This is a genomic window from Cyanobacteria bacterium FACHB-DQ100, from assembly GCA_014695195.1.
Lineage (GTDB): Bacteria > Cyanobacteriota > Cyanobacteriia > Leptolyngbyales > Leptolyngbyaceae > Leptolyngbya.
The window spans coordinates 252,328-272,032 of sequence record JACJNW010000022.1 but is presented as its reverse complement, the minus strand read 5'-3'; the positions used below and the strand labels follow the sequence as shown (position 1 = coordinate 272,032).

Sequence of the window (19,705 nt, the reverse complement as noted above, 5' to 3'; positions counted from 1 at the left end):
AATGCTGCGGTGAATGGCTCAACCCCACCAGAAAAGCTCTTAGGCGTGTTTTCTGCGATTCATACGTTTGACGATCGTACCGAAGAAGCCTTGGGCTTAAATACAGCAAATCCGAAGCCGCTCTATGTCGAAACCGCTCCGACAGTTGCGGAAATGCTCGATGCCTCTCTCAAAATTATTCAGCGAGACCCGGATGGTTTCTTTGCAGTAGTTGAAGAGGAAGGAAGCGATAACTTCGCGAACAACAACAATGCCGTTGGAACGGTTGAAGCAGTCCGACGGGCGGATGCGGCGATCGGGGTTGCGATGAATTACGTGAATACACAAGACCCCAACACGTTAGTTATTACTGCTGCTGATAGTGATGCTGGAGGGTTGCAGGTTTCCCAGTTTAAACCTTACACTCGTCCGACCGGAAGCGCGATTACCACGCCAGAATTGCTCGATAGCGAAACTGAAGTTCCTTTCATTAATGTCAATCCCACCACGACAAACACGACTCGGAATTTCCTCGATGGTGTGAATGGCAGCACAGCGAGCGCTGACGCTCCTTGGAAACCCTTTCCATCAATGGATAGTTTGGATGGCCCGATGGGGAATTTTGGAGTCGGCTGGGTTGGGACACCCGACTTTCCGGGTAGCATCGTTTCCAAAGCTTATGGTATGAATGCCGACCTACTGCCCAGTACTTTAGACAACACCGAAATTTACCGTCTCATGTACCAAACGATGTTTGGGGTACGGTTTTCGGAGGTGCTTAAGGCTGAGGGTGGACAAAAGACGGCTGAAGTAACGACAGGCGAGGGTTATCTAGCTGTTGTGAATTTTGGTGGTGTCGGTGTTGATCCTTCAGAAAGCACGATCGCTGAAGCAGACACAATCCAATTTAGGGGTGCGGATTTGACGGCTCGCAATCTGTTGCTCACTGAGCAAGGTGATGATCTTGTGATCAGCTTTGAGGGTGTTGCCAATACAGGTGTGATTCTACGAAATTTTCACTCGGAGAATCTAAATAATCTGAGTCAAGCAACAGGAGCATCTGTTGACTTTGGAAACCTGATCTTTGATGGGCAGAGCAGTGTTGAAGATAGCTTTGATGTGTTCAGAGCCGATGCAGATCTCGCTCAAATCCTGAACCGCAATTCTGTTACCTTTTTCAATGATTTAGATAATACAGTAAGCGGGTTTGACGACTCGAATGATGTAATGAATGCTCAAGGGGGTGACGATCGCAGCTTCGGGCTTGGCGGTGATGATCTTCTGCGCGGCGGTGCTGGCTTCGACTATCTCGATGGTGGCCTCGGCAGTGACATCCTGGTAGGTGGTACAGAAGCTGATGTGTTTGCGCTAGCAACAGGGAATGGTTCTGACACAATCCAAGACTTCAACATCTCCGAAGGCGATAAGATTGCTCTGTCAGGGGGATTGACCTTTGGACGGTTAAGCCTTCTCCAAGGGACAGGTGCGAATGCTAACAATACGCTCATTCAAGCGGGAACTAGCAATGAGTTGTTAGCAACGTTGGTGGGAGTTCAAGCAAGCAGTCTGACACAATCTAGCTTTATGTTGATTGCTTAGCGTGAAGGAGAGGAGATTGAAGACAGTCTGCTCTCCTTCTGAACTGATACCAGATTGATTTGTGGATGCGACAGATTCTCGCCCCCTAAATCCCCCAGAATGGGAGACTTTGAGTATGATCTGTCGCCTTCTATGTTTAATTCGGTATGACTCGGGCAGGAGTATGCAACATCTTTTAACGTCAGCTCGACGGATTTCCTCGCTGCGTTTAGGCTCGATCCTGCCCCCTAAATCCCCCATCTTGGGGGACTTTGACGGTCGGGAGAACTCATGAGATTGGGGAATTTTGCTTCTCCAAGTCCCCCACCCGTGGGGGATTTAGGGGGCAACGCGCAGATCTAAACGTAGTCAAGAATTTGCGTCGAACTCACGTTCTTTTAGCTCCTGCCGTATTTTTTATTACAACGAATACCATAGTTAATACTGATTCAATAATTGATTCTTAACTACATCAATCAGCGTTAGTTAAGTGTTGATTTTCATGCAAATTATAGAGTCTTGCATTGACATATTTTCTATTAATTACAGCAATCTATTTTTTAACCTAACTCTTTTCTATTACATAAATCATTCTTAATCTTGATATGTAATGCTGCGGTGAACACGATTTTTATTCTACCTGTGTTACTTAGGCATAGAAATTTATGACGATCGTTACATTAAAGGGATTCGCATCATTACCCGCCGATACATTTGCAGAGGGTCCTGATTCAGGTAAAGACATCTCAGGGAATGGGCGAACAGGTCCATTCCCTGGGCAGCCTGTGCAAGGACTTAGTGCGGTTCAGTTTGCGAGTCCGAACTCTTTTTGGTTCATGTCCGATAATGGCTTTGGACGTAAAGAAAATAGTTCCGATTTTCAACTGCGAGTTTATGAACTTCAGCCCAATTTCCGGGAGGGCAAAACCGGAAACGGCAGTGTTCAAATTCTCAACTATTTACAACTGAATGATTCTGATCAAAAGATTCCATTCTCGATCGTCAATCAAACGCAAAGCGATCGCCAATTAACTGGAGCAGATTTCGACATCGAATCTTTTGCGATTGGGGCAGATAAAACCCTGTGGTTCGGAGACGAATTCGGCCCGTTCTTGCTAAACACGGATGCAACCGGGAAAGTGTTAGACGCGCCGATCCCGACTCCGAACTTCTTTAATCTCAAGACGCTCAACGGCGAAGTTCCAATTGTAATCGGACATCGGGGTGCTTCTGGAGAACGTCCCGAACATACGATCGCAGCTTATCAGCTAGCAATCCAGCGCGGAGCCGACTTTATTGAACCGGATCTGGTAACGACAAAGGACGGCGTTCTGATTGCTCGTCATGAGCCAATGTTAGCGGTGGTCAAAGATGACGGCACAGTTGATCTAAGCAACACGACAACCGATGTTTATCAGCGTCCAGAATTTGCCGATCGTAAAACAACGAAAATTCTCGATGGCACACCTGTAACAGGCTGGTTTGCGGAAGACTTTACGTTGGCTGAAATCAAGCAAATTCGAGCGATCCAGCAATTGCCATTTCGTTCAACTATCTATAACAGCGTATTCGAGATTCCAACGCTCGATGAAATCATCGATTTAGTGAAGCAAGTTGAACAAGACACCGGGCGCAAAATTGGTATCTATCCAGAAACAAAGCACCCAACGTTTTTTGAAACCCAAGGCTACAACACGAGTGAACAACTCATTGATGCGCTGGTCGAGAACAATTTTACTGATCCCGATCGTATCTTTATCCAATCCTTTGAAGTTGGAAATCTCAAAGATCTCAAGTTCAATTTGATGCCGGATGCAGGTGTAGACATTCCGCTGGTTCAGTTGTTTGATGCAAGTGATGTGCGAAACGATGGCACATTGATTGAGATTCAACCTTACGATTTTGTAGTCAGTGGCGATTCTCGCACCTATGGCGATTTACGAACTCCAGAAGGTCTAAAAGAAATTGCTACCTATGCGAGCGGAATTGGTCCCTGGAAAAGAATGATTGTGTCGGTGCAGACCGTCGATCGTGACGGCAACGGGCAACCCGACGATCTGAATAACGATGGAACTATCAATGACGCAGATAAAGTAACGCTGCCGCCGACATCGTTGATCGATGATGCTCACAATGCTGGCTTGCTTGTGCATCCTTACACGTTTCGGAACGAAAGCCGCTACCTTGCCTCGGACTATAAAGGCAATCCAGAACTAGAACTGCGCCAGTTTATCGAATTGGGTGTGGATGGCTTCTTTGATGATTTTCCAGGCACAGGCGACTTAGTGCGCGATCAAATCACGGCTCCGTTTGTGCGATCGCCCCAAAACCCTGATGTTTTGAAGCGACCAGAATTCGATACGCTAACGGGCAATGCACCGATCGTAATTGGACACCGAGGTGCTTCGGGCGAACGTCCTGAACATACATTGGAATCCTACAAAGTTGCGATCGCAGGTGGAGCCGATTTCATTGAACCGGATTTAGTCGTTACAAAAGATGGCGTTCTGATTGCTCGTCATGAACCGATGCTCGCTGTTCTCAATGCAGATGGTTCACTGAATACAACGGATACAAGCACTGATATTCATAAACGCCCAGAGTTTGCCGATCGCAAAACAACTAAAATTCTCGATGGCAAACCTGTCACAGGTTGGTTTGCGGAAGATTTCACCTTAGAAGAAATCAAGTCGCTCAATGCGATCGAGCGATTGCCCGCCTTGCGTGGAACTCAGTTCAATAATGATGGGCTAAAAGTTCCAACCCTGCAAGAAGTGATTGACTTAGTCAAGCAAACCGAGAAAGAAACTGGACGTAAGATTGGCATCTATCCAGAAACAAAGCATCCAACCTTTTTCGCAAACCAAGGCCATAACACGAGTCAACTCTTGATCGATACACTCGTTGCAAGTGGCTTTACTGACCCATCCCGAGTCTATGTTCAATCGTTTGAAGTGAGCAATCTAAAAGATCTCAATCACAGCATCATGTCTAAGGCAGGCGTTGATCTGCCGCTCGTTCAACTGATTGGTGGATCAGGCAGCCCCTTCGATTTTGTTGCAAATGGTAACGATCTCACTTATGCAGACTTGGTCAAACCGGAAGGACTTGCAGAGATCGCGACTTATGCGACAGGCATCGGCCCAGACAAGCGATTGATTATTCGAGCAAGCACGGTCGATCGTAACAATGATAGTAGACCCGATGATTTGAATGGAGACAGACAAATCAGTGATGCCGATCGCGTTCTAGGTACACCGACGACGCTGGTTCAAGATGCTCACAGTGCAGGGTTGCTCGTACACTTGTATACGCTGCGGAATGATCCGTTTTTCCTAGCTTCGGACTATCAGAACAATCCCAGAGCCGAGTTCAAGCAGTTCATTGATTTAGGCGTAGATGGCTTCTTTACTGATTTTCCGGGAACAGGTCGATCGGTCTTGATCGATGAGTACTTTGCCGGAACAGGCTATTCACGTCCAAACTTAAGTCCGAGTGCATCCCAATCTTACGTTACCGATGCGAATCAGCCTTACTACGGCAATTTAGTTGTTGCAAATTTAGGGCAATCGAGGGGATTTGAAGGAATGGCAATTAGCCCGGATCAGTCCAAGCTATATCCGTTGCTAGAAGGGTCTGTGGTTGGCGATCCGAGTAATGCTTTAAGAATCTATGAGTTTGATGTTGCATCAAAGCAATATACCGGGCTAGTAGGTTACTATCCTTTGTCGAATCCGAACCATGCGATCGGCGATTTTACCGTTGTGAATGACAACGAATATCTGGTGATTGAGCGTGACCCTAACCAGGGTGATGCGGCTCAATTCAAGAAGATTTTTAAGGTTGACTTCTCTCAAAAAGATGCCAATGGCTTTGTTGCAAAACAGGAAATTGTTGATCTACTAAAGATTGAAGATCCGGATGACCTTAATGGTGATGGCAGTACAACGTTTAGATTTCCGTTTGAAACGATCGAGGATGTTTTAGTCATCGATCCATTCACAATCTTGGTTGCAAACGACAATAACTATCCCTTCTCGGTAGGTCGTCCACCTAATATTGATAACAATGAAATTATTCGGTTGCAACTTGAACAACCTCTCAATCTTGATCCGCGTGTGGGTTTAGCGGCTGTCAGTACTCCGGCTCAAAGTCGGTTGCTGCAATCTGAGGATATCTCACTGCCTGCGGGGCTGGGAACTGGACGATCGCCACTCACACCAGAACTGGGGAGTTATTCGGATCGATCGTTCAGTCAATTCGCGCTCAGTGATCCCCTCACAACCATGAAGTGAGTGCGGCTCAGGGGTTGATAAGCACGATCGGAGACAGGCGTGAAGTGTTGTCAGAATTTGTCAGACTTTACCAAAGCGAACTCTCGCCGTTCGTGCTGATTGAGATCTTCCAATTTGGGGCTAACAAAACATAACCTTGAGCAGAATTGATGCTGCAAGTGACCAATGGCAAGCCCTTTTTCAACTTGACATGAGTTCGACGAGCCTGTTGCTGCGTTTGCGTCCCGCCCCGGATTTTTAATCACTTGGTGGAATAGCAACGCAGCGGAGAACTTTGTCGAGCTCATGTTTTTTTGAGGGCTGTAACAGAATTTGAATGCTAATTTTTCTTTGATCGATTTACTTCAGCTCTGTTTAATAGAATCGTTCTTTCGCTCGAATCCTAGGCGACCCATTTTTACCGCTCCCCTTGATCGGATTTGCATTCGCTATGATCAAGGTGATTGTTTTATGGAGTCGAAAATGGCTCACTTAGCAGACCGTCGATCGCAGAATATGGCAGGCGATTTTTATGTTGATCGTTCTTGCATTGATTGTGATACTTGCCGCTGGATGTCTCCAGAAATCTTTGCTCGCGAAGACAGCCAATCGATCGTATTTCATCAACCCGCGAATGAAACTGAGCGGCTCCAAGCACTGCAAGCCTTGTTAGCCTGTCCAACAGGTTCGATCGGAACCGTTGAAAAACCAACCGATATTAAACTTGCTCAAGCGAGCTTTCCAGTTTTAGTTGCTGAAAATGTTTACCATTGCGGCTATCACGCTGAGAGTTCTTATGGTGCTGCAAGCTATTTGATTCAGCGTCCCGAAGGTAATATCTTAATAGACTCGCCAAGGTTCACGCCTCCATTGGTAAAACGATTAGAGACAATGGGTGGAGTGCGTTATCTTTACTTAACGCATCGTGATGATGTTGCGGATCATCAGAAGTTTCACGATCATTTTGAATGCGATCGAATTTTGCATTCCGATGAAATTACCCGCAGTACGCAGAGCGTTGAAATTAAACTCACAGGAACGGAGCCATTTCAGCTTGATTCTGAGTTGTTGATTATCCCAGTTCCTGGGCATACCAAAGGACACACGGTTTTACTGTATAAGAATAAGTTTCTGTTTACAGGCGATCATCTGGCATGGTCAGCAAGACAAAATCATCTGGTCGGATTTCGTGAAGCGTGTTGGTATTCTTGGGATGAATTAAAGCGATCAATGCAGAAACTGAGTCGCTATGATTTTGAATGGGTGCTGCCGGGGCATGGACGGCGCTATCATGCTGACCTTGAAACGATGTACCAAGCAATGCAAAGATGTCTCGATTGGATGGGATTAAACCAAGCGACCGGAGATTGGGATGATTGAACAAGAACGGATTGACGCGATCGTTCATACGCTCGAACAGGACTTACCAACCTTGTTTAAGAAGGGTATTACCTAACGCGATGTGCGACTAATCTTAGGCTACGTCGAGTTGCAATACATAGAGGCTTCATGATCACAGGCATCCTCGAAATTTTAGAAAGCCGCATCGATGAAACTGATTGATCTCCCTAGTGCGATTCGGAGCCTTCAAAGTCCCTCTTTCCAAAGTACCTCTTTCTGGGCATCTGAAACAAAGTATCAGGTGCTGTTAGATAGACATCCATAAGGATTGAACTGTAGATGCGTCCGATTTATCTTGATAACCATTCAACCACACGGGTAGACGATCGCGTTTTAGCCGCAATGCTGCCCTTTTTCACAAAGCATTATGGCAATCCCGCAAGTGTAACTCATGCTTATGGTTGGGAAGCAGAAGCTGCTGTTAAACAAGCCCGCCAAATCATTGCAGAAACAATTCACGCCACACCCGAAGAGATTATTTTTACCAGTGGTGCAACTGAAGCTAATAACTTAGCGATCAAAGGGGTTGCCGAAGCTTACTTCAATCAAGGACGACACATTATTACGGTTCAAACCGAACATAATGCCGTTTTAGACCCCTGTCGCTATCTAGAATCGCTAGGATTTGAAGTAACTTATTTGGGAGTCGATCGCTTCGGTTTGATCAATCTGACTGAACTTGAAAAAGCCATGCGTGAAGATACAATTCTCGTCTCAGTCATGGCAGCAAACAATGAGATTGGTGTGTTGCAGCCGATCGACAAAATCGGTGAACTTTGCCACAGCCGCAACATTCTTTTTCACACTGATGCAGCCCAAGCGATCGGTAAGATTCCGCTCACGGTCGATCACATTGATTTAATGTCAATCACAGGACATAAGCTTTATGCGCCAAAAGGGATTGGTGCATTGTATGTGCGGCGAAAAAATCCGAGAGTTCAACTCTCAGCACAGTTACACGGAGGCGGACACGAGCGAGGAATGCGATCGGGAACACTTTACACCCCTTTGATTGTTGGACTCGGTAAAGCAGTTGAAATTGCTGATCCAACTTCTGAAGCGGTGCAGATCAAGCAATTACGCGATCGCTTATGGCAGCAATTAAACAGGGATGGCATTCATCTCAACGGGCATCCGCAAGAGCGTCTACCGGGAAATTTGAACATCAGCATTGAAGGCGTAGACGGACAAGCTTTACTGCTGGGATTACAATCAACGATCGCGGTTTCATCCGGTTCCGCTTGCACCTCTGCTAAGATAGAACCTTCTCATGTGTTAAGCGCGATCGGAGTTCCTGATGAGTTAGCCTATGCTTCGATTCGCTTTGGAATTGGACGATTTAACACTGAAGAGGAGATCGATCAAGCGGCTTTGTGTGTTAGAGAAACCGTACGATCGCTCAGGCAAGCTTAAGTAAGCCTTGGGACACAAGAACTTCTATCGCGAGAACGATATGCCGAGTTCGCTGCTTCCAGTAAAACGTAAGAGGCTAATTTTTACGGAGACTGTATTCTATGAAACCCAATTATTTTGTAAAGCGTTTAATCACTGGATTATTTGCTGTTCTAATGATGACCTCGCTTTGGTTCTCGACCCCGAGTGCAAACGCATCTCCCGTGCTTTTAACAACCGCTAAAGGTGCAGCACAAGCAACTGAAGATAACTCCAAGGGCTTAGTGGACAACGTTAGAGACAAAGTGAAAGACGCGGCAAAGAGCAATGCGAGCAAGGTCAATAGCTCGACCGATGGAGATAACACTGCTGCACGTAAAGCACGAGAAGATGCATCAACCATCCAGAAGCGAGCAGATGAAGATGCGTCTCGGACAAAAGACGCGATCGACAACAACATGGGCGCTGTGAAAAGAGCAGTTGACGGCATCAAAGATGCGTTCGGTCAATAGTCCCTAACTCTTAGAAAGCAATCAAGTCCACTGGAATTCCCGGTGGACTTTTTTAGTCGGAACATACATCAAACACACATCAACATCAATAGTAATGACAGTGAGCACAACTATTGGGTGGATCAAGCGTGGGTGGATCAAGCGGCTAGATTTACGCCTCAAGATCAAACCGATCTAATTCAGTTTATGCTGTCGATCGAGGATGATGCGGCTGTCAAACTATAAAACTAAGCAGGGAACGTTCCACCGTTTAAATCGCGAAAACTATCTGAAGCAACAAACAGCGTGATTTCAGTCCATTGTGATGTAAATCACTTTTGAAGTAAAAAAAAGTCACAAGCCAGTCCTCAGTCTGTCACCGACTTCACGGGGTAGAGCGTCAATACTAAGGTTACGATAATTTCCCATGCTTCCCAATGAACAATCTTCCATTGCCCTCAGATACGCTTTCTGAATTATTTGCTGAAGTCAGCAGCACTGGAAAAATTGCCCTGCGTGATTGTCAGCATCTTAGAGATGCTCTGCTCAGCGACCAGACTAGCGACGAAGAAAAACAAGCGATCGATCGGTTACTCTACGCCGTCCGCTTGGGTCGAATTCAGCTGATTGAAGAATCTAATGCCTGAAAACGGCTGATCATCCTGCCGCTGATAATAAAACGCTCTCCACCATCGCAGCAACGATCGCTCCTAGTCTGATTTGAAGTCCACAGATCGATTAGCGCCATAAGCTCATCTACCTAATGCTGTAACTCGATAGCCAGATGTGGAAGTTCCGTAAATACTCGTATGCTCTTCACTGACCCTTTTATTACGGAGGTTTACGTGCGGATTGCTCAAATTGCTCCTTTATGGGAAACGGTGCCTCCTCCAGCCTATGGAGGTGCAGAACTCGTGGTGAGTCTATTAACCGAAGAGCTAGTTCGTCGAGGACATGATGTAACCTTGTTTGCGACTGGGGATTCTACAACTCAGGCAAAACTCGATGCGATTCATCCTAGCGCACTACGCCTTGATTCATCGGTTCAAGAATTTAATGTTTATGAAGCGATCGAGCTAAATCGCGTTTATCAAAATGCTCACAACTTTGACATTATTCATTCACATATCGGTTTTGCCGCTTTAGCCTGCGCTCAGTTGGTCAAAACGCCCACCATACACACCCTACATGGCACATTCAGCTTAGATAATCAGAAAGCCTTTAGTTTTGCGAAATCACAACCTTACGTTAGTATCTCTAAATCACAACGAGAACCCCGATTAGGATTAAATTACGTTGCCACCGTCTATAACGGGATTGATCCTTCCACCCATCGATTTTATTCCCAGCCAGACACGCCTCCGTATCTGGCTTTTTTAGGGCGACTTTCACCGGAAAAAGGCCCGCACCACGCGATCGAGATTGCTAAGCGCACTGGATACCCGCTGAAAATGGCAGGTAAGATCGATCGAGTTGATGTGGACTATTTTGAGCAGGAAATCAAGCCGCACATTGACGGGGAGCAGATTCAATATCTGGGTGAGGCAAATCATGCTCAGAAGAATCAACTGATGGGAAATGCGATCGCAACGCTATTTCCGATTACCTGGCGGGAGCCGTTTGGACTCGTCATGGTTGAATCAATGGCAGCGGGAACTCCGGTGATTGCGCTGGAACTCGGAGCAACTTCCGAGGTGATTGCACATGAAGAAACTGGATTTTTGTGTCAAAACGTGGATGAATGTGTTGCAGCAGTGTATCGAGTTCATGAGATCGATCGATTTAATTGTCGCAAGCACGTTGAAAATAACTTTAGTGTGAAGCAGATGGTGGATGGTTATGAAGCGGTTTATCGCCAGATTTTAGCTGAGAAGTATAGCCAAAACGGGCATAGCAGAAATTCTTCGCTGATATCACTAGAACGTTAAAACACTGTTTGAGATATCACTAAAATTGAGCATTTAGCGATGGGCAATCCATTAAGATTGCCCACTTTTTGAGTGTTCTTTTCAGTAGAGAGAATGTTGTAATGATGACAAATACAATTTTTTAATTATCATTAATCTGATGGGAAAGACGCACTAATGTCCCTAAATTTAATCGAATTTAAGAACAAGGAGATTGATTATGTTGAGACAAATCGGAGTTGGAGTCTTGGCGACTGCAATCGCAATCGGTGGAGCAACGACTCCCGTATTTTCTCAATCTACCCAACCTACAGTCGCTCCTGCACCCGAAGCACAATTTTCACCGAAAGCACAAGCGACCCTCAGCGGCGATCGCGTGAATGTTACATTGATTAACCAAACCAATGCTGCAGTTCTCTATCAAGCGATTGGTGATACGCAGGTAAGAACGCTACCTGGACGCGGAACCGTGACGCTGCGAGGACTGCGGGTTCCAACCACTTTGACTTTCGATCGTCAAGATGCGGGCTTGCTGAATGTCACTCCGAAACAATCCGCCACCTTGCCTGGCACGATCGAAGTAACACTGAATGCAACAACCAACTTAGCAACCGACAGCATCACAATGCGAGTCGAAAACAACGGCTCAGTTTTCCTTTATTAAGAATCAACGCTAAGAAGAGCCTTGATCCTCTTAGCGTTCTATTTGTTTACTTCACTGCGTTAGAAAGGATCTGTCCTAACTGTTGCAGCTTTGTTGCTGCTTCTCCTTGCTCGGTCGCTGCGGCAGCAGTAGCTTGCTTTCCGAGATCAGACAGAATCGATCCAATTTCACCACCACGCATCCCGCCATCGATCGCGAGCTTAAGTTCTCCCAAAGTTTCTGCGAGTTCGGTTCCTTTTAACTGGGCTTGCCAAGCTTCAATATTGGCAAGTGCAGCCTCTGGATCGATTTGAACTAGGTCAGAGCTGAACAGGGCGATCGTTTGATCAAGATTTGCAGATTGAGTTGAGTTTGCCATAGTCGCATCCTATAAAGTTGAACTCCTTATTGTTTGCGATCGAGCGTGGTAATCCGTCAACCTGTGGGGAGAATTCGATCCAGTCGAAGTACCCGTTTGGGGAATACTGTTTCTTGTGCGGCTTGCTTATGGTGAAAGGAGTTCGAGCAGTTGAGTTGGTGTTTATCATCCAGTGCAGAAGTGCAGTCTGCCACTTGGAGGATAAACACCAGTTTCTTTAGGAGTCTGCGCAATACGGGCAAGATACTCCCGGTTGATACTGCGGCGAGGCTTGTTCATCCTGTGAAATTGGATGACCACAGGCTTGGCACATTGTATAGGAACCATCGCTAACACTATGAGTCACTGCGACCCGCTGATCGAACACAAAGCATTCACCCTGCCATAAACTTTCTTCGGGAGGTACTTCTTCTAAATATTTGAGGATGCCACCTTCGAGATGATAAACCTGCTCAAAACCTTGAGCAAGCATATAGGACGAAGCTTTCTCGCAGCGAATTCCACCTGTGCAGAACATTGCAACTTTTTTATGGTGGGTTGGATCAAGTGCAGTTTGGACATACTCCGGGAACTGCCGAAACGAAGCGGTCTGCGGATCGATCGCGCCCCTAAAGCTACCGATCGCGACTTCAAACTGGTTTCGCACATCAATCACCGTCACCTCCGGATCAGAAATCACTGCATTCCAATCTTGCGGTTTTACATACGTTCCGACTTGCTGAGTTGGATTGGCTTCTGCACGTCCCAAAGTGACAATTTCTTTTTTGAGCTTGACTTTCATGCGATCGAACATTCCCGATCCTGTTTCAGATTCTTTGATCGTTAAATCTGCAAACCGTAGATCGCGCTTGAGAAACTCTAGAATGGTGTCGATCGCGTCCTTTGAGCCAGCGATCGTACCGTTAATTCCTTCTTGTGCCAGTAGAATCGTTCCCCGCAAATTCTGGGCTTGGCAGAGGGCAAGCAGGGGCGATCGTAGCTCTACGTAATCTGGCAGTTGAACAAATTTATAAAAAGTAGCGACCAACATAAGCATCAAGACATTTCGGATTCCTAGTTTAGCGCTTGCAGATGTTTCCGTGATTCGTGCAATTGCTATTGAAGCAGACTTTACGATATTACTCGGTTTTTACACTATGCTGCTTCACGGTTCCTGGTCACGCTTGATTGGAGTTATTACAGTTCTTGCCCTGGTTGCAGGCTGTTCTTCTAAGCCTCAATCTCAACCCAATGCACAGAGCAACACTGCTACTCCTAGCCCTTCTCCACCTGTTTCGGAATCTTCTGCGCCAATCACAAAGAGCAACACAAACGACGAGACTTCTCAACCCACTCCTGAACCTGATACACCACGCGATACACCTACTCAGGGCACTCGAACGGTTGAAAAGTGCATAGTTTTGATGGCGAGAGTGAATGATCCGGATTCACCGCTCAATGTACGATCGTCTCCCAAAGCAACCACAACCGAGAACATTGTCGGACAGCTAAAAAATGGGACATATGTAGATGTCAAAGAAGAGCAAAATGGCTGGTTCCGAATCAGTGGTGAAACGCCGGGATGGATTGCTAAAAACAGAACGGACAAGACCTGTGGTGAAAAAACTGAGCGCGTTCAGTTTGGCAGGGGACAAGACTCGATCGAGATTCGCGATCGCTTCGTGGGCGGCGGAACGCATAGTTACCGCTTTAATCTTGCCAAAGGGCAGAAAATGACGCTAACGAGTGGCAGCAATCGTGGTGAGCTTCTTCCCGCAGTCATTTCGCCCAGTGGCAAGTCATTAATTGCAGATCTGGAGCAGCCTAGTTCCTGGACGGGCACACTCCCTGAAACCGGAGATTACACGCTCCAGTTTGACTCAAACTTCAAAGGGTACGAATACACCTTTGAAGTCAAAGTACGCTAAATGCCTAAGCGCTGATAGACCTGATCTAAGTTCTTCAGGTGAACTTGTGGATCAAAGCATTCATCGAGTTCGGCAGGCGATAAGGTTTGAGTCACGCGCTGGTCTTCGCTCAAGAGTTTGCGGAAGTTGCCGTCTTCACGGTTCCAGGCTTGGTGAGCGCAGGATTGGACGATCGCATAAGCATCTTCCCGACTCAACCCTTTTTGCACCAGTGCTAACATCACGCGCTGACTAAATACAACACCTCCGTAGACGTTCATATTCCGCGCCATGTTCTCCGGATAGACCAGCAGGTTTCTGATCAAATCTGTGGTTTCTACCAGCATGAAGTGCGCCAGAATGCAGGCATCCGGGAGAGCAACTCGTTCGACCGAGCTATGCGAAATATCGCGCTCATGCCAGAGTGCAACGTTTTCGAGTGCGGCGGTTGCATACCCTCGGAGGAGACGCGCCATTCCGGTTAAGCGCTCCGATCGAATCGGATTCCGCTTGTGGGGCATTGCAGACGAGCCTTTTTGTCCTTTCGAGAAGAATTCTTCAACTTCGAGGACATCGGTTCTTTGCAGGTTGCGAATTTCAACCGCGAACCGCTCGATCGAGGCTCCCAACAGTGCCAAGCCATTCATAAAATCCGCATGACGATCGCGGGAAATTACTTGTGTTGAAGCGGCATCGGGTTCTAGTCCCAAATTCTGACAAGTTAATGCTTCAATGCGTGGGTCAATATTGGCGTAAGTTCCAACGGCTCCGGAGATTTGACCAACCGCGATCGATTTTCTCAAGGCACAGAGACGATCGCGGTGGCGCAGCATTTCGGCTAACCAGCCTGCAAGCTTAAATCCAAACGTGATCGGTTCTGCGTGAATGCCGTGAGATCGACCAATCATCACCGTGTTGCGATGTTGTTGCGCTTGATAACGAATGGCTTGGATCAGCGCTTCTACATGCGTCATGATCACTTCTAGACTTGCCACCATTTGCAGTGCCAGCGCAGTATCTAGCACGTCTGAACTGGTCATGCCTAAGTGAATATAGCGTCCAGCATCGCCAACATATTCATTTACGTTGGTTAGGAATGCGATCACATCATGACGGACTTGCGCTTCGATTTCGAGAATGCGATCGACATCGAAGTTCGCTTTGGCTTTAATTTCTTCGACGGCTTCTTGGGGAATGTAACCTAGCTCTGCTTGTGCTTCACACACTGCAATTTCAACTTGTAGCCAGGTTTTGAACTTATAGTGATCCGTCCACAAATCGCCCATCTCAGGCAGGGTGTAACGCTCAATCAAGGTAGGTTCTCGAATTCAACCGTCACATTGTAGCGCCTCTGGTTGACGCTTCAAAAGTGGAATTTATGCGCGACCTGTACAGGATAAGCCTTCTACGATCGCAGAGGGCGTATAACAAGAGCCGTTCCAGTCTGCATCGCCACCCAATTCGACTAAATTCTTTAATGCGGTGTAAACATTGCCTGCAACCATTGTGTCTTTGACCCGTCCCACAATCTGACCGTTCTCAACGCGATAGCCGAGATCGACATTGATCGAGAATTCACCCGAAATTCCCGCGCCGCCACCGAGCATCTGATCCACGATCAAGCCGTTGTCGATCGATGCAATCAATTCCTCTAGCGATTTCTTTCCTGGTTCAACCAGTAAATTAAATAATCCCGGTGTGGGATAGCTGCCTAAGCCCGATCGAAATCCGTTTCCGGTTGTGCCGCTACCGAGTAATTTTCCAGTCGTACGATCGGCGTAAAACAGCTTGAGTTCACCGCGATCGATAAACGTAATCATTCGAGTCGGTGTGCCTTCATCGTCAAACGGACAGCTAAACGGTCCTGCATTCGGCTGTTGTGAAAGCGTAATTGCTTCTGAAGTCACCAGCTTACCGAGTCGATCGCTCCAAGGGGATGCTCCTTCGATCACTTGCTTTCCGTTTAACGCCGATTGCACCGTTCCCCACAGCATATCCACTGCTTTCGAGGTGAATAGAATCGGCACTCGTCCGACCGGAGTTGAGACGTTTTCTTTCGCCCAGTCTAGTCGCTGTAACACCTGTTGAGCGATCGCCACCGGATCAAGTCGATCGCGCTCGGTTTGCCCATCGGACACATTGAGAAAATCATCGCCCCGAACCCATTCCACTTCGAGAAAACCGCTCAACGTTGTATCCATATAGCCACAGTCGAGTCCGTGGGAATTGATCAAGCGCGTCGTTTCCGCTTCACAATCCCAACCGCTAGAACTCAGCACTTCTGGATAGCGATCGCGCACCAGTTCGATCGCGGTTTTGCCCCATTCGACTAACTGCTCCACGCTGACCGATTGCCCCACATCGGGATAAGACAATTGCGAAGCGGGAGAGAGTTCGATTTCTTCGGGTTCATTCAGTTGACTGATGGCAAGGGCACGATCGACGAGTGCTTGCGGTTCAACGGCTCCATACGCTACGGCTAACCCTGGACGACCTTGTTTCCACAAGCGTAGGGCGGTTCCTTCGGCTTCGGTGCTTTCGAGTTGTTTGAGGCGATTGGCTTCAAAAAAGACGGGACGAGACAGCGATTGCGATTGAAATACTTCGGCGCATTCGGCTCCGGAGCGTAAGGCAAGCTCAAGCAGTTGTTCGGGTAGGGAAGACGCGATCGACATAGAAATCTGGGGGCAAAGGGCGCTACCGTTGGGCGATTCCAACTCTTGATCACTGTACGCCAAATTGATTTCTTGTTGTCGATCGCGTTTGAAATTTAGCGTCTGAGCGTATGGATCAGAAGGGCGATCGACGTTGAACTCTGTTGACTTATTGATGTAGCCTAAACAGTCGTGAACGAGTCTTAATGACTCAAGCGCGAGCGATCGATCTTCGTGAATCAGGTTCAAACACTCGTCGTTGAGTATCTGAGAGTCGCGCTTGAGTGTTTGAAACTCACGCTTGAGTGTTTGAGACTCGCGCTTGAGTGTTTGAGACTCGCGCTTGAGTGTTTGAGACTCGCGCTTGAGTGTTTGAGACTCGTCGTTGAGTATTTGAAACTCGCGCTTGAGTATTTGAAACTCGTCGTTGAGTGTTTGAGTCTCGCGCTTGAGTGTTGGATTGTGAAACGCAGAGTGGAGAGACGATCGCGCCGGAATTTATCGTCGCTTGAGGGTGTGGATGAGAAGAGCGATCGCTTTGATTAGAAGGGCGATCGCGATAATTAGCTGAGTCGTGGGATCACCTTGTGGGAGTTGCGGTTGAGGAGGAATAGCGGGAACTTGAATTTGAGTTGAGGACATTGGATTTCTCCTATCGTTTGGATGTCCCTAATGTCTTTCAAACCGTTTATTAGTTGGGCTTGTGTGATGTGTGACTTGTATGTTTGCGATGAGTGAGTTTCGCTTGCAACGGTTAGAATAGTCGGAAAGTTTTTCTTTGGACGTATGGTTGAGAAGTCGCTTCAAGCTACTCCGGAGGGCAAAAAGGCAGCAAGGGACGCGCTGACTGATCTTGGCATTACGCAGCAGCAGCTTTCTACAAGGACAGGGCTTTCTCTTTCGACAATCAGCAAATTCTTTAATTGCAAACCTGTTGATCGAATCTTGTTTGTACAAATTTGTGAAACTTTAAAGCTCGATTGGCGATCGATTAGTGGCCTGTATAACTCTGAAGAAATTGCCGAAACTTCAGAGCAAGAGAACCAACAAATTGAGAAAATCGATGCGATCGTGCAAAGCATTCGCGGAAGTGTGCGATCGTTCATCCATGAGCAATGCAGCACGATGCGCGTTTTGGATATGACGCAGCCGATCGAGCTAACGGGCGATCGTGGCATTTATACAAATGTGAATATCTTGGAGCGCTTGACCAAGCATAGACGGCTACGGATTGAGCAATTGCTGATGGGTTCGACGCCTGAGGAGTTCGATCGATTTGGGCTGAGCGGCATCACTGAGAAGCGAGTGTTGGGACTCGAAGCAGTGAAGCGGCACAGTAAGTTAATGGTGTTGGGCAAGCCTGGAGCCGGAAAGACTACATTTCTGAAGTATTTGGCGATGGCTTGTATTGAGAGTCTTGAGTTTGGCGATCGCGTTCCGATTTTTATCACGCTGAAGCGGTTTGCAGAATTAGATGGGCAGCCGGATCTCAGGAGCTATATTCGATCGATTGTGAATGCAGGAAATAATGCTGAGATTGCAGAGCAATTATTCAATCAAGGAAAGCTGCTGGTATTGCTTGATGGACTGGATGAAGTGCGCGAGGAAGATACACGACGCACGATCGGCCACATTGAGCAATTCTCAAGGCAATATCCGAAGAATCAGTTTGTGATGACCTGTCGGATTGCTTCCAAAGAATATACGTTTGAGAAGTTTACTGAAGTAGAGGTGGCAGACTTTGATGATGAACAGATTGCAATCTTTGTGTTGAATTGGTTCCGATGTAAAGATCCGGATCATGCAGAAGAACGATCGACGACGTTAATCGAAAATCTCAACAACAATGAACCGATCAAAGAGTTAGCCTCGAATCCGTTGTTGCTGACGCTGATTTGCTTGGAATGTGAAGAGTCGCTAGAGTTTCCGAAAAATCGGGCGGAATTGTACGATCGAGGGTTGCGCGTTCTGCTGACAAAATGGGATGCGAGTCGGAGAATCGATCGCGATCAGGTTTACAAAAAACTCTCACTCAAGCGCAAAGAAGACCTCTTAAGCCAGATTGCGCTGACCACTTTTACAAATAAAGACTATTTCATCAAACAACGGATTCTAGAAGGCTATATCAGCGATTACATTCGCAATCTACCCGATGTAGCAACTGATCCAGAAGCGCTACAGGTCGATAGTGAGGCGGTATTGAAGTCAATAGAATCTCAACACGGGCTACTTGTTGAAAGAGCGAAGGGAATCTACTCGTTTTCACATTTGACGTTTCAGGAGTATTTCGTAGCGCGGGAGATAATTAATCGATCGACTTTTGAGCCTTTGTTAGAGAATGTTGGTGAAAAGCGCTGGCGGGAAATTGGTTTATTGACAGTCAATATGCTGCCGAATGCTGATGATCTAGTCATAGCTATGAAAACTAATATTGATGGATTAGTCAATTCTGAGAAAGAAATACAAATCTTTTTAACTTGGGTAAGACACAGAGCGATTGAGTTCTGTCGAGATCGTTTTAATGAGGATATGAAAGAAATGCTTGCTCGTGCGTTCTACATTTCTCGTGAATTAGCTATTAATCTTGAAATTGATCACTCTTTTAGATTCGACTTAATCTTCTCTCATAATTTCAGTGAAACTAGCGAATGGAAATTTGATTCATTCTCCGAAACATTTAGACTTGATTGGAATTTATATAGTAGCTATACAGTAGCATGGCTGAACATGTCTTTAGGGGCAGGATATCCCCCTCCTCTAAATTTTGATGATGTTCTCGTAGATGATATTTTTGATCGTGACTTTTATGTTTCAGGTAGCGAACTGGAGCAAAGGGTTATGAAGTTTGAAAATGAACTTTTAGAGCTACAGAACCAATTACCATCATGGCAAGATGAGCAGTTTGCTGAGAAATGGCAACTTAATCGAGAATGTTGGGCAGAAAAACTAAGAGAAATTATGAGAACGTATCGCAACATCGGTCACGATTGGCAATTCACTAATGAGCAAAAGGCCTTACTGAAGCAGTATTACGATGCAAATGAGCTGTTATTTGATTGTCTCAATAGCGATTGTTATGTGAGTCGTGACGTGCGGCAGGAAATTGAAGAGACGTTATTAT

The 19,705-nt window shown here is 46.6% G+C and carries 15 protein-coding genes and 1 pseudogene; 11 read left to right on the top strand and 5 right to left on the bottom strand.

Going from position 1 to position 19,705, the window contains the following annotated elements:
- The 9 genes from H6F51_08100 to H6F51_08060 all read left to right on the top strand — a co-directional run.
- Window positions 1-1,578: alkaline phosphatase (locus tag H6F51_08100; protein ID MBD1822456.1), on the top strand; the 1,578-nt coding region annotated here is incomplete at its 5' end.
- 644 nt (window positions 1,579-2,222) lie between these two features.
- The gene (locus H6F51_08095; GenBank protein MBD1822455.1) at window positions 2,223-5,852 is read left to right on the top strand and encodes an esterase-like activity of phytase family protein; all 3,630 of its coding nucleotides are present in this window, start codon (window positions 2,223-2,225) and stop codon (window positions 5,850-5,852) included.
- Window positions 5,853-6,314: 462 nt separating this feature from the next.
- Window positions 6,315-7,211: an MBL fold metallo-hydrolase gene (locus H6F51_08090; protein ID MBD1822454.1), complete on the top strand. Its 897-nt coding sequence runs from the start codon at window positions 6,315-6,317 to the stop codon at window positions 7,209-7,211.
- Window positions 7,212-7,511: 300 nt separating this feature from the next.
- Window positions 7,512-8,645, top strand: coding sequence for an aminotransferase class V-fold PLP-dependent enzyme (locus tag H6F51_08085; protein ID MBD1822453.1), 1,134 nt, complete (start codon window positions 7,512-7,514; stop codon window positions 8,643-8,645).
- A 101-nt stretch (window positions 8,646-8,746) separates the two neighbouring features.
- The gene (locus H6F51_08080; GenBank protein ID MBD1822452.1) at window positions 8,747-9,136 is read left to right on the top strand and encodes a hypothetical protein; all 390 of its coding nucleotides are present in this window, start codon (window positions 8,747-8,749) and stop codon (window positions 9,134-9,136) included.
- A gap of 42 nt (window positions 9,137-9,178) precedes the next feature.
- The gene (locus H6F51_08075; GenBank protein MBD1822451.1) at window positions 9,179-9,361 is read left to right on the top strand and encodes a hypothetical protein; all 183 of its coding nucleotides are present in this window, start codon (window positions 9,179-9,181) and stop codon (window positions 9,359-9,361) included.
- 191 nt (window positions 9,362-9,552) lie between these two features.
- Window positions 9,553-9,762: a hypothetical protein gene (locus tag H6F51_08070; protein ID MBD1822450.1), complete on the top strand. Its 210-nt coding sequence runs from the start codon at window positions 9,553-9,555 to the stop codon at window positions 9,760-9,762.
- A 198-nt stretch (window positions 9,763-9,960) separates the two neighbouring features.
- Entirely contained in the window at window positions 9,961-11,043 is a 1,083-nt protein-coding gene (locus tag H6F51_08065; protein ID MBD1822449.1) for a glycosyltransferase family 4 protein, read from the top strand.
- 199 nt (window positions 11,044-11,242) lie between these two features.
- Window positions 11,243-11,686 (top strand): hypothetical protein, encoded by a 444-nt coding sequence (locus H6F51_08060; GenBank protein MBD1822448.1) that lies wholly within the window; start codon window positions 11,243-11,245, stop codon window positions 11,684-11,686.
- Between the two features lie 46 nt (window positions 11,687-11,732).
- Here H6F51_08060 and H6F51_08055 read toward each other — a convergent pair whose 3' ends face one another.
- Both H6F51_08055 and H6F51_08050 read right to left on the bottom strand, forming a co-directional pair.
- Complete coding sequence (locus H6F51_08055) at window positions 11,733-12,044, bottom strand: hypothetical protein (protein ID MBD1822447.1); 312 nt, start codon at window positions 12,042-12,044, stop codon at window positions 11,733-11,735.
- Window positions 12,045-12,261: 217 nt separating this feature from the next.
- Window positions 12,262-13,080 carry a rhodanese-related sulfurtransferase gene (locus H6F51_08050; protein ID MBD1822446.1) on the bottom strand — a complete coding sequence of 273 codons (819 nt, stop codon included), beginning with the start codon at window positions 13,078-13,080 and terminating at the stop codon, window positions 12,262-12,264.
- Window positions 13,081-13,180: 100 nt separating this feature from the next.
- On the opposite strand from H6F51_08050, the gene H6F51_08045 reads away from it, so the two are divergent.
- Window positions 13,181-13,951 carry an SH3 domain-containing protein gene (locus H6F51_08045; GenBank protein MBD1822445.1) on the top strand — a complete coding sequence of 257 codons (771 nt, stop codon included), beginning with the start codon at window positions 13,181-13,183 and terminating at the stop codon, window positions 13,949-13,951.
- Here the strand turns inward: H6F51_08045 and H6F51_08040 are convergent.
- From H6F51_08040 to H6F51_08030, 3 genes are all read right to left on the bottom strand, one after another.
- A complete protein-coding gene (locus tag H6F51_08040; protein MBD1822444.1) occupies window positions 13,948-15,243 on the bottom strand; it encodes an adenylosuccinate lyase in 1,296 nt (431 codons plus the stop codon). The two genes, H6F51_08045 and H6F51_08040, sit on opposite strands and share 4 nt — an antisense overlap.
- 63 nt (window positions 15,244-15,306) lie before the next feature.
- Complete coding sequence (locus H6F51_08035) at window positions 15,307-16,605, bottom strand: TldD/PmbA family protein (protein ID MBD1822443.1); 1,299 nt, start codon at window positions 16,603-16,605, stop codon at window positions 15,307-15,309.
- A 477-nt stretch (window positions 16,606-17,082) separates the two neighbouring features.
- Window positions 17,083-17,226 carry a hypothetical protein gene (locus H6F51_08030; protein MBD1822442.1) on the bottom strand — a complete coding sequence of 48 codons (144 nt, stop codon included), beginning with the start codon at window positions 17,224-17,226 and terminating at the stop codon, window positions 17,083-17,085.
- A gap of 144 nt (window positions 17,227-17,370) precedes the next feature.
- Here H6F51_08030 and H6F51_08025 point away from each other — a divergent pair.
- Window positions 17,371-18,960 (top strand): annotated as a pseudogene (locus tag H6F51_08025) (NACHT domain-containing NTPase).
- Window positions 18,961-19,705: the final 745 nt, after the last annotated feature.

Coding starts and splice junctions, on each gene's coding strand:
- H6F51_08070 (MBD1822450.1), top strand. CDS start 9,553: ATGAACAATCTTCCATTGCCCTCAGATACGCTTTCTGAATTATTTGCT.
- H6F51_08050 (MBD1822446.1), bottom strand. CDS start 13,080: ATGCTTATGTTGGTCGCTACTTTTTATAAATTTGTTCAACTGCCAGAT.
- H6F51_08095 (MBD1822455.1), top strand. CDS start 2,223: ATGACGATCGTTACATTAAAGGGATTCGCATCATTACCCGCCGATACA.
- H6F51_08060 (MBD1822448.1), top strand. CDS start 11,243: ATGTTGAGACAAATCGGAGTTGGAGTCTTGGCGACTGCAATCGCAATC.
- H6F51_08085 (MBD1822453.1), top strand. CDS start 7,512: ATGCGTCCGATTTATCTTGATAACCATTCAACCACACGGGTAGACGAT.
- H6F51_08030 (MBD1822442.1), bottom strand. CDS start 17,226: ATGTCCTCAACTCAAATTCAAGTTCCCGCTATTCCTCCTCAACCGCAA.
- H6F51_08055 (MBD1822447.1), bottom strand. CDS start 12,044: ATGGCAAACTCAACTCAATCTGCAAATCTTGATCAAACGATCGCCCTG.
- H6F51_08090 (MBD1822454.1), top strand. CDS start 6,315: ATGGCTCACTTAGCAGACCGTCGATCGCAGAATATGGCAGGCGATTTT.
- H6F51_08080 (MBD1822452.1), top strand. CDS start 8,747: ATGAAACCCAATTATTTTGTAAAGCGTTTAATCACTGGATTATTTGCT.
- H6F51_08045 (MBD1822445.1), top strand. CDS start 13,181: ATGCTGCTTCACGGTTCCTGGTCACGCTTGATTGGAGTTATTACAGTT.
- H6F51_08035 (MBD1822443.1), bottom strand. CDS start 16,605: ATGTCGATCGCGTCTTCCCTACCCGAACAACTGCTTGAGCTTGCCTTA.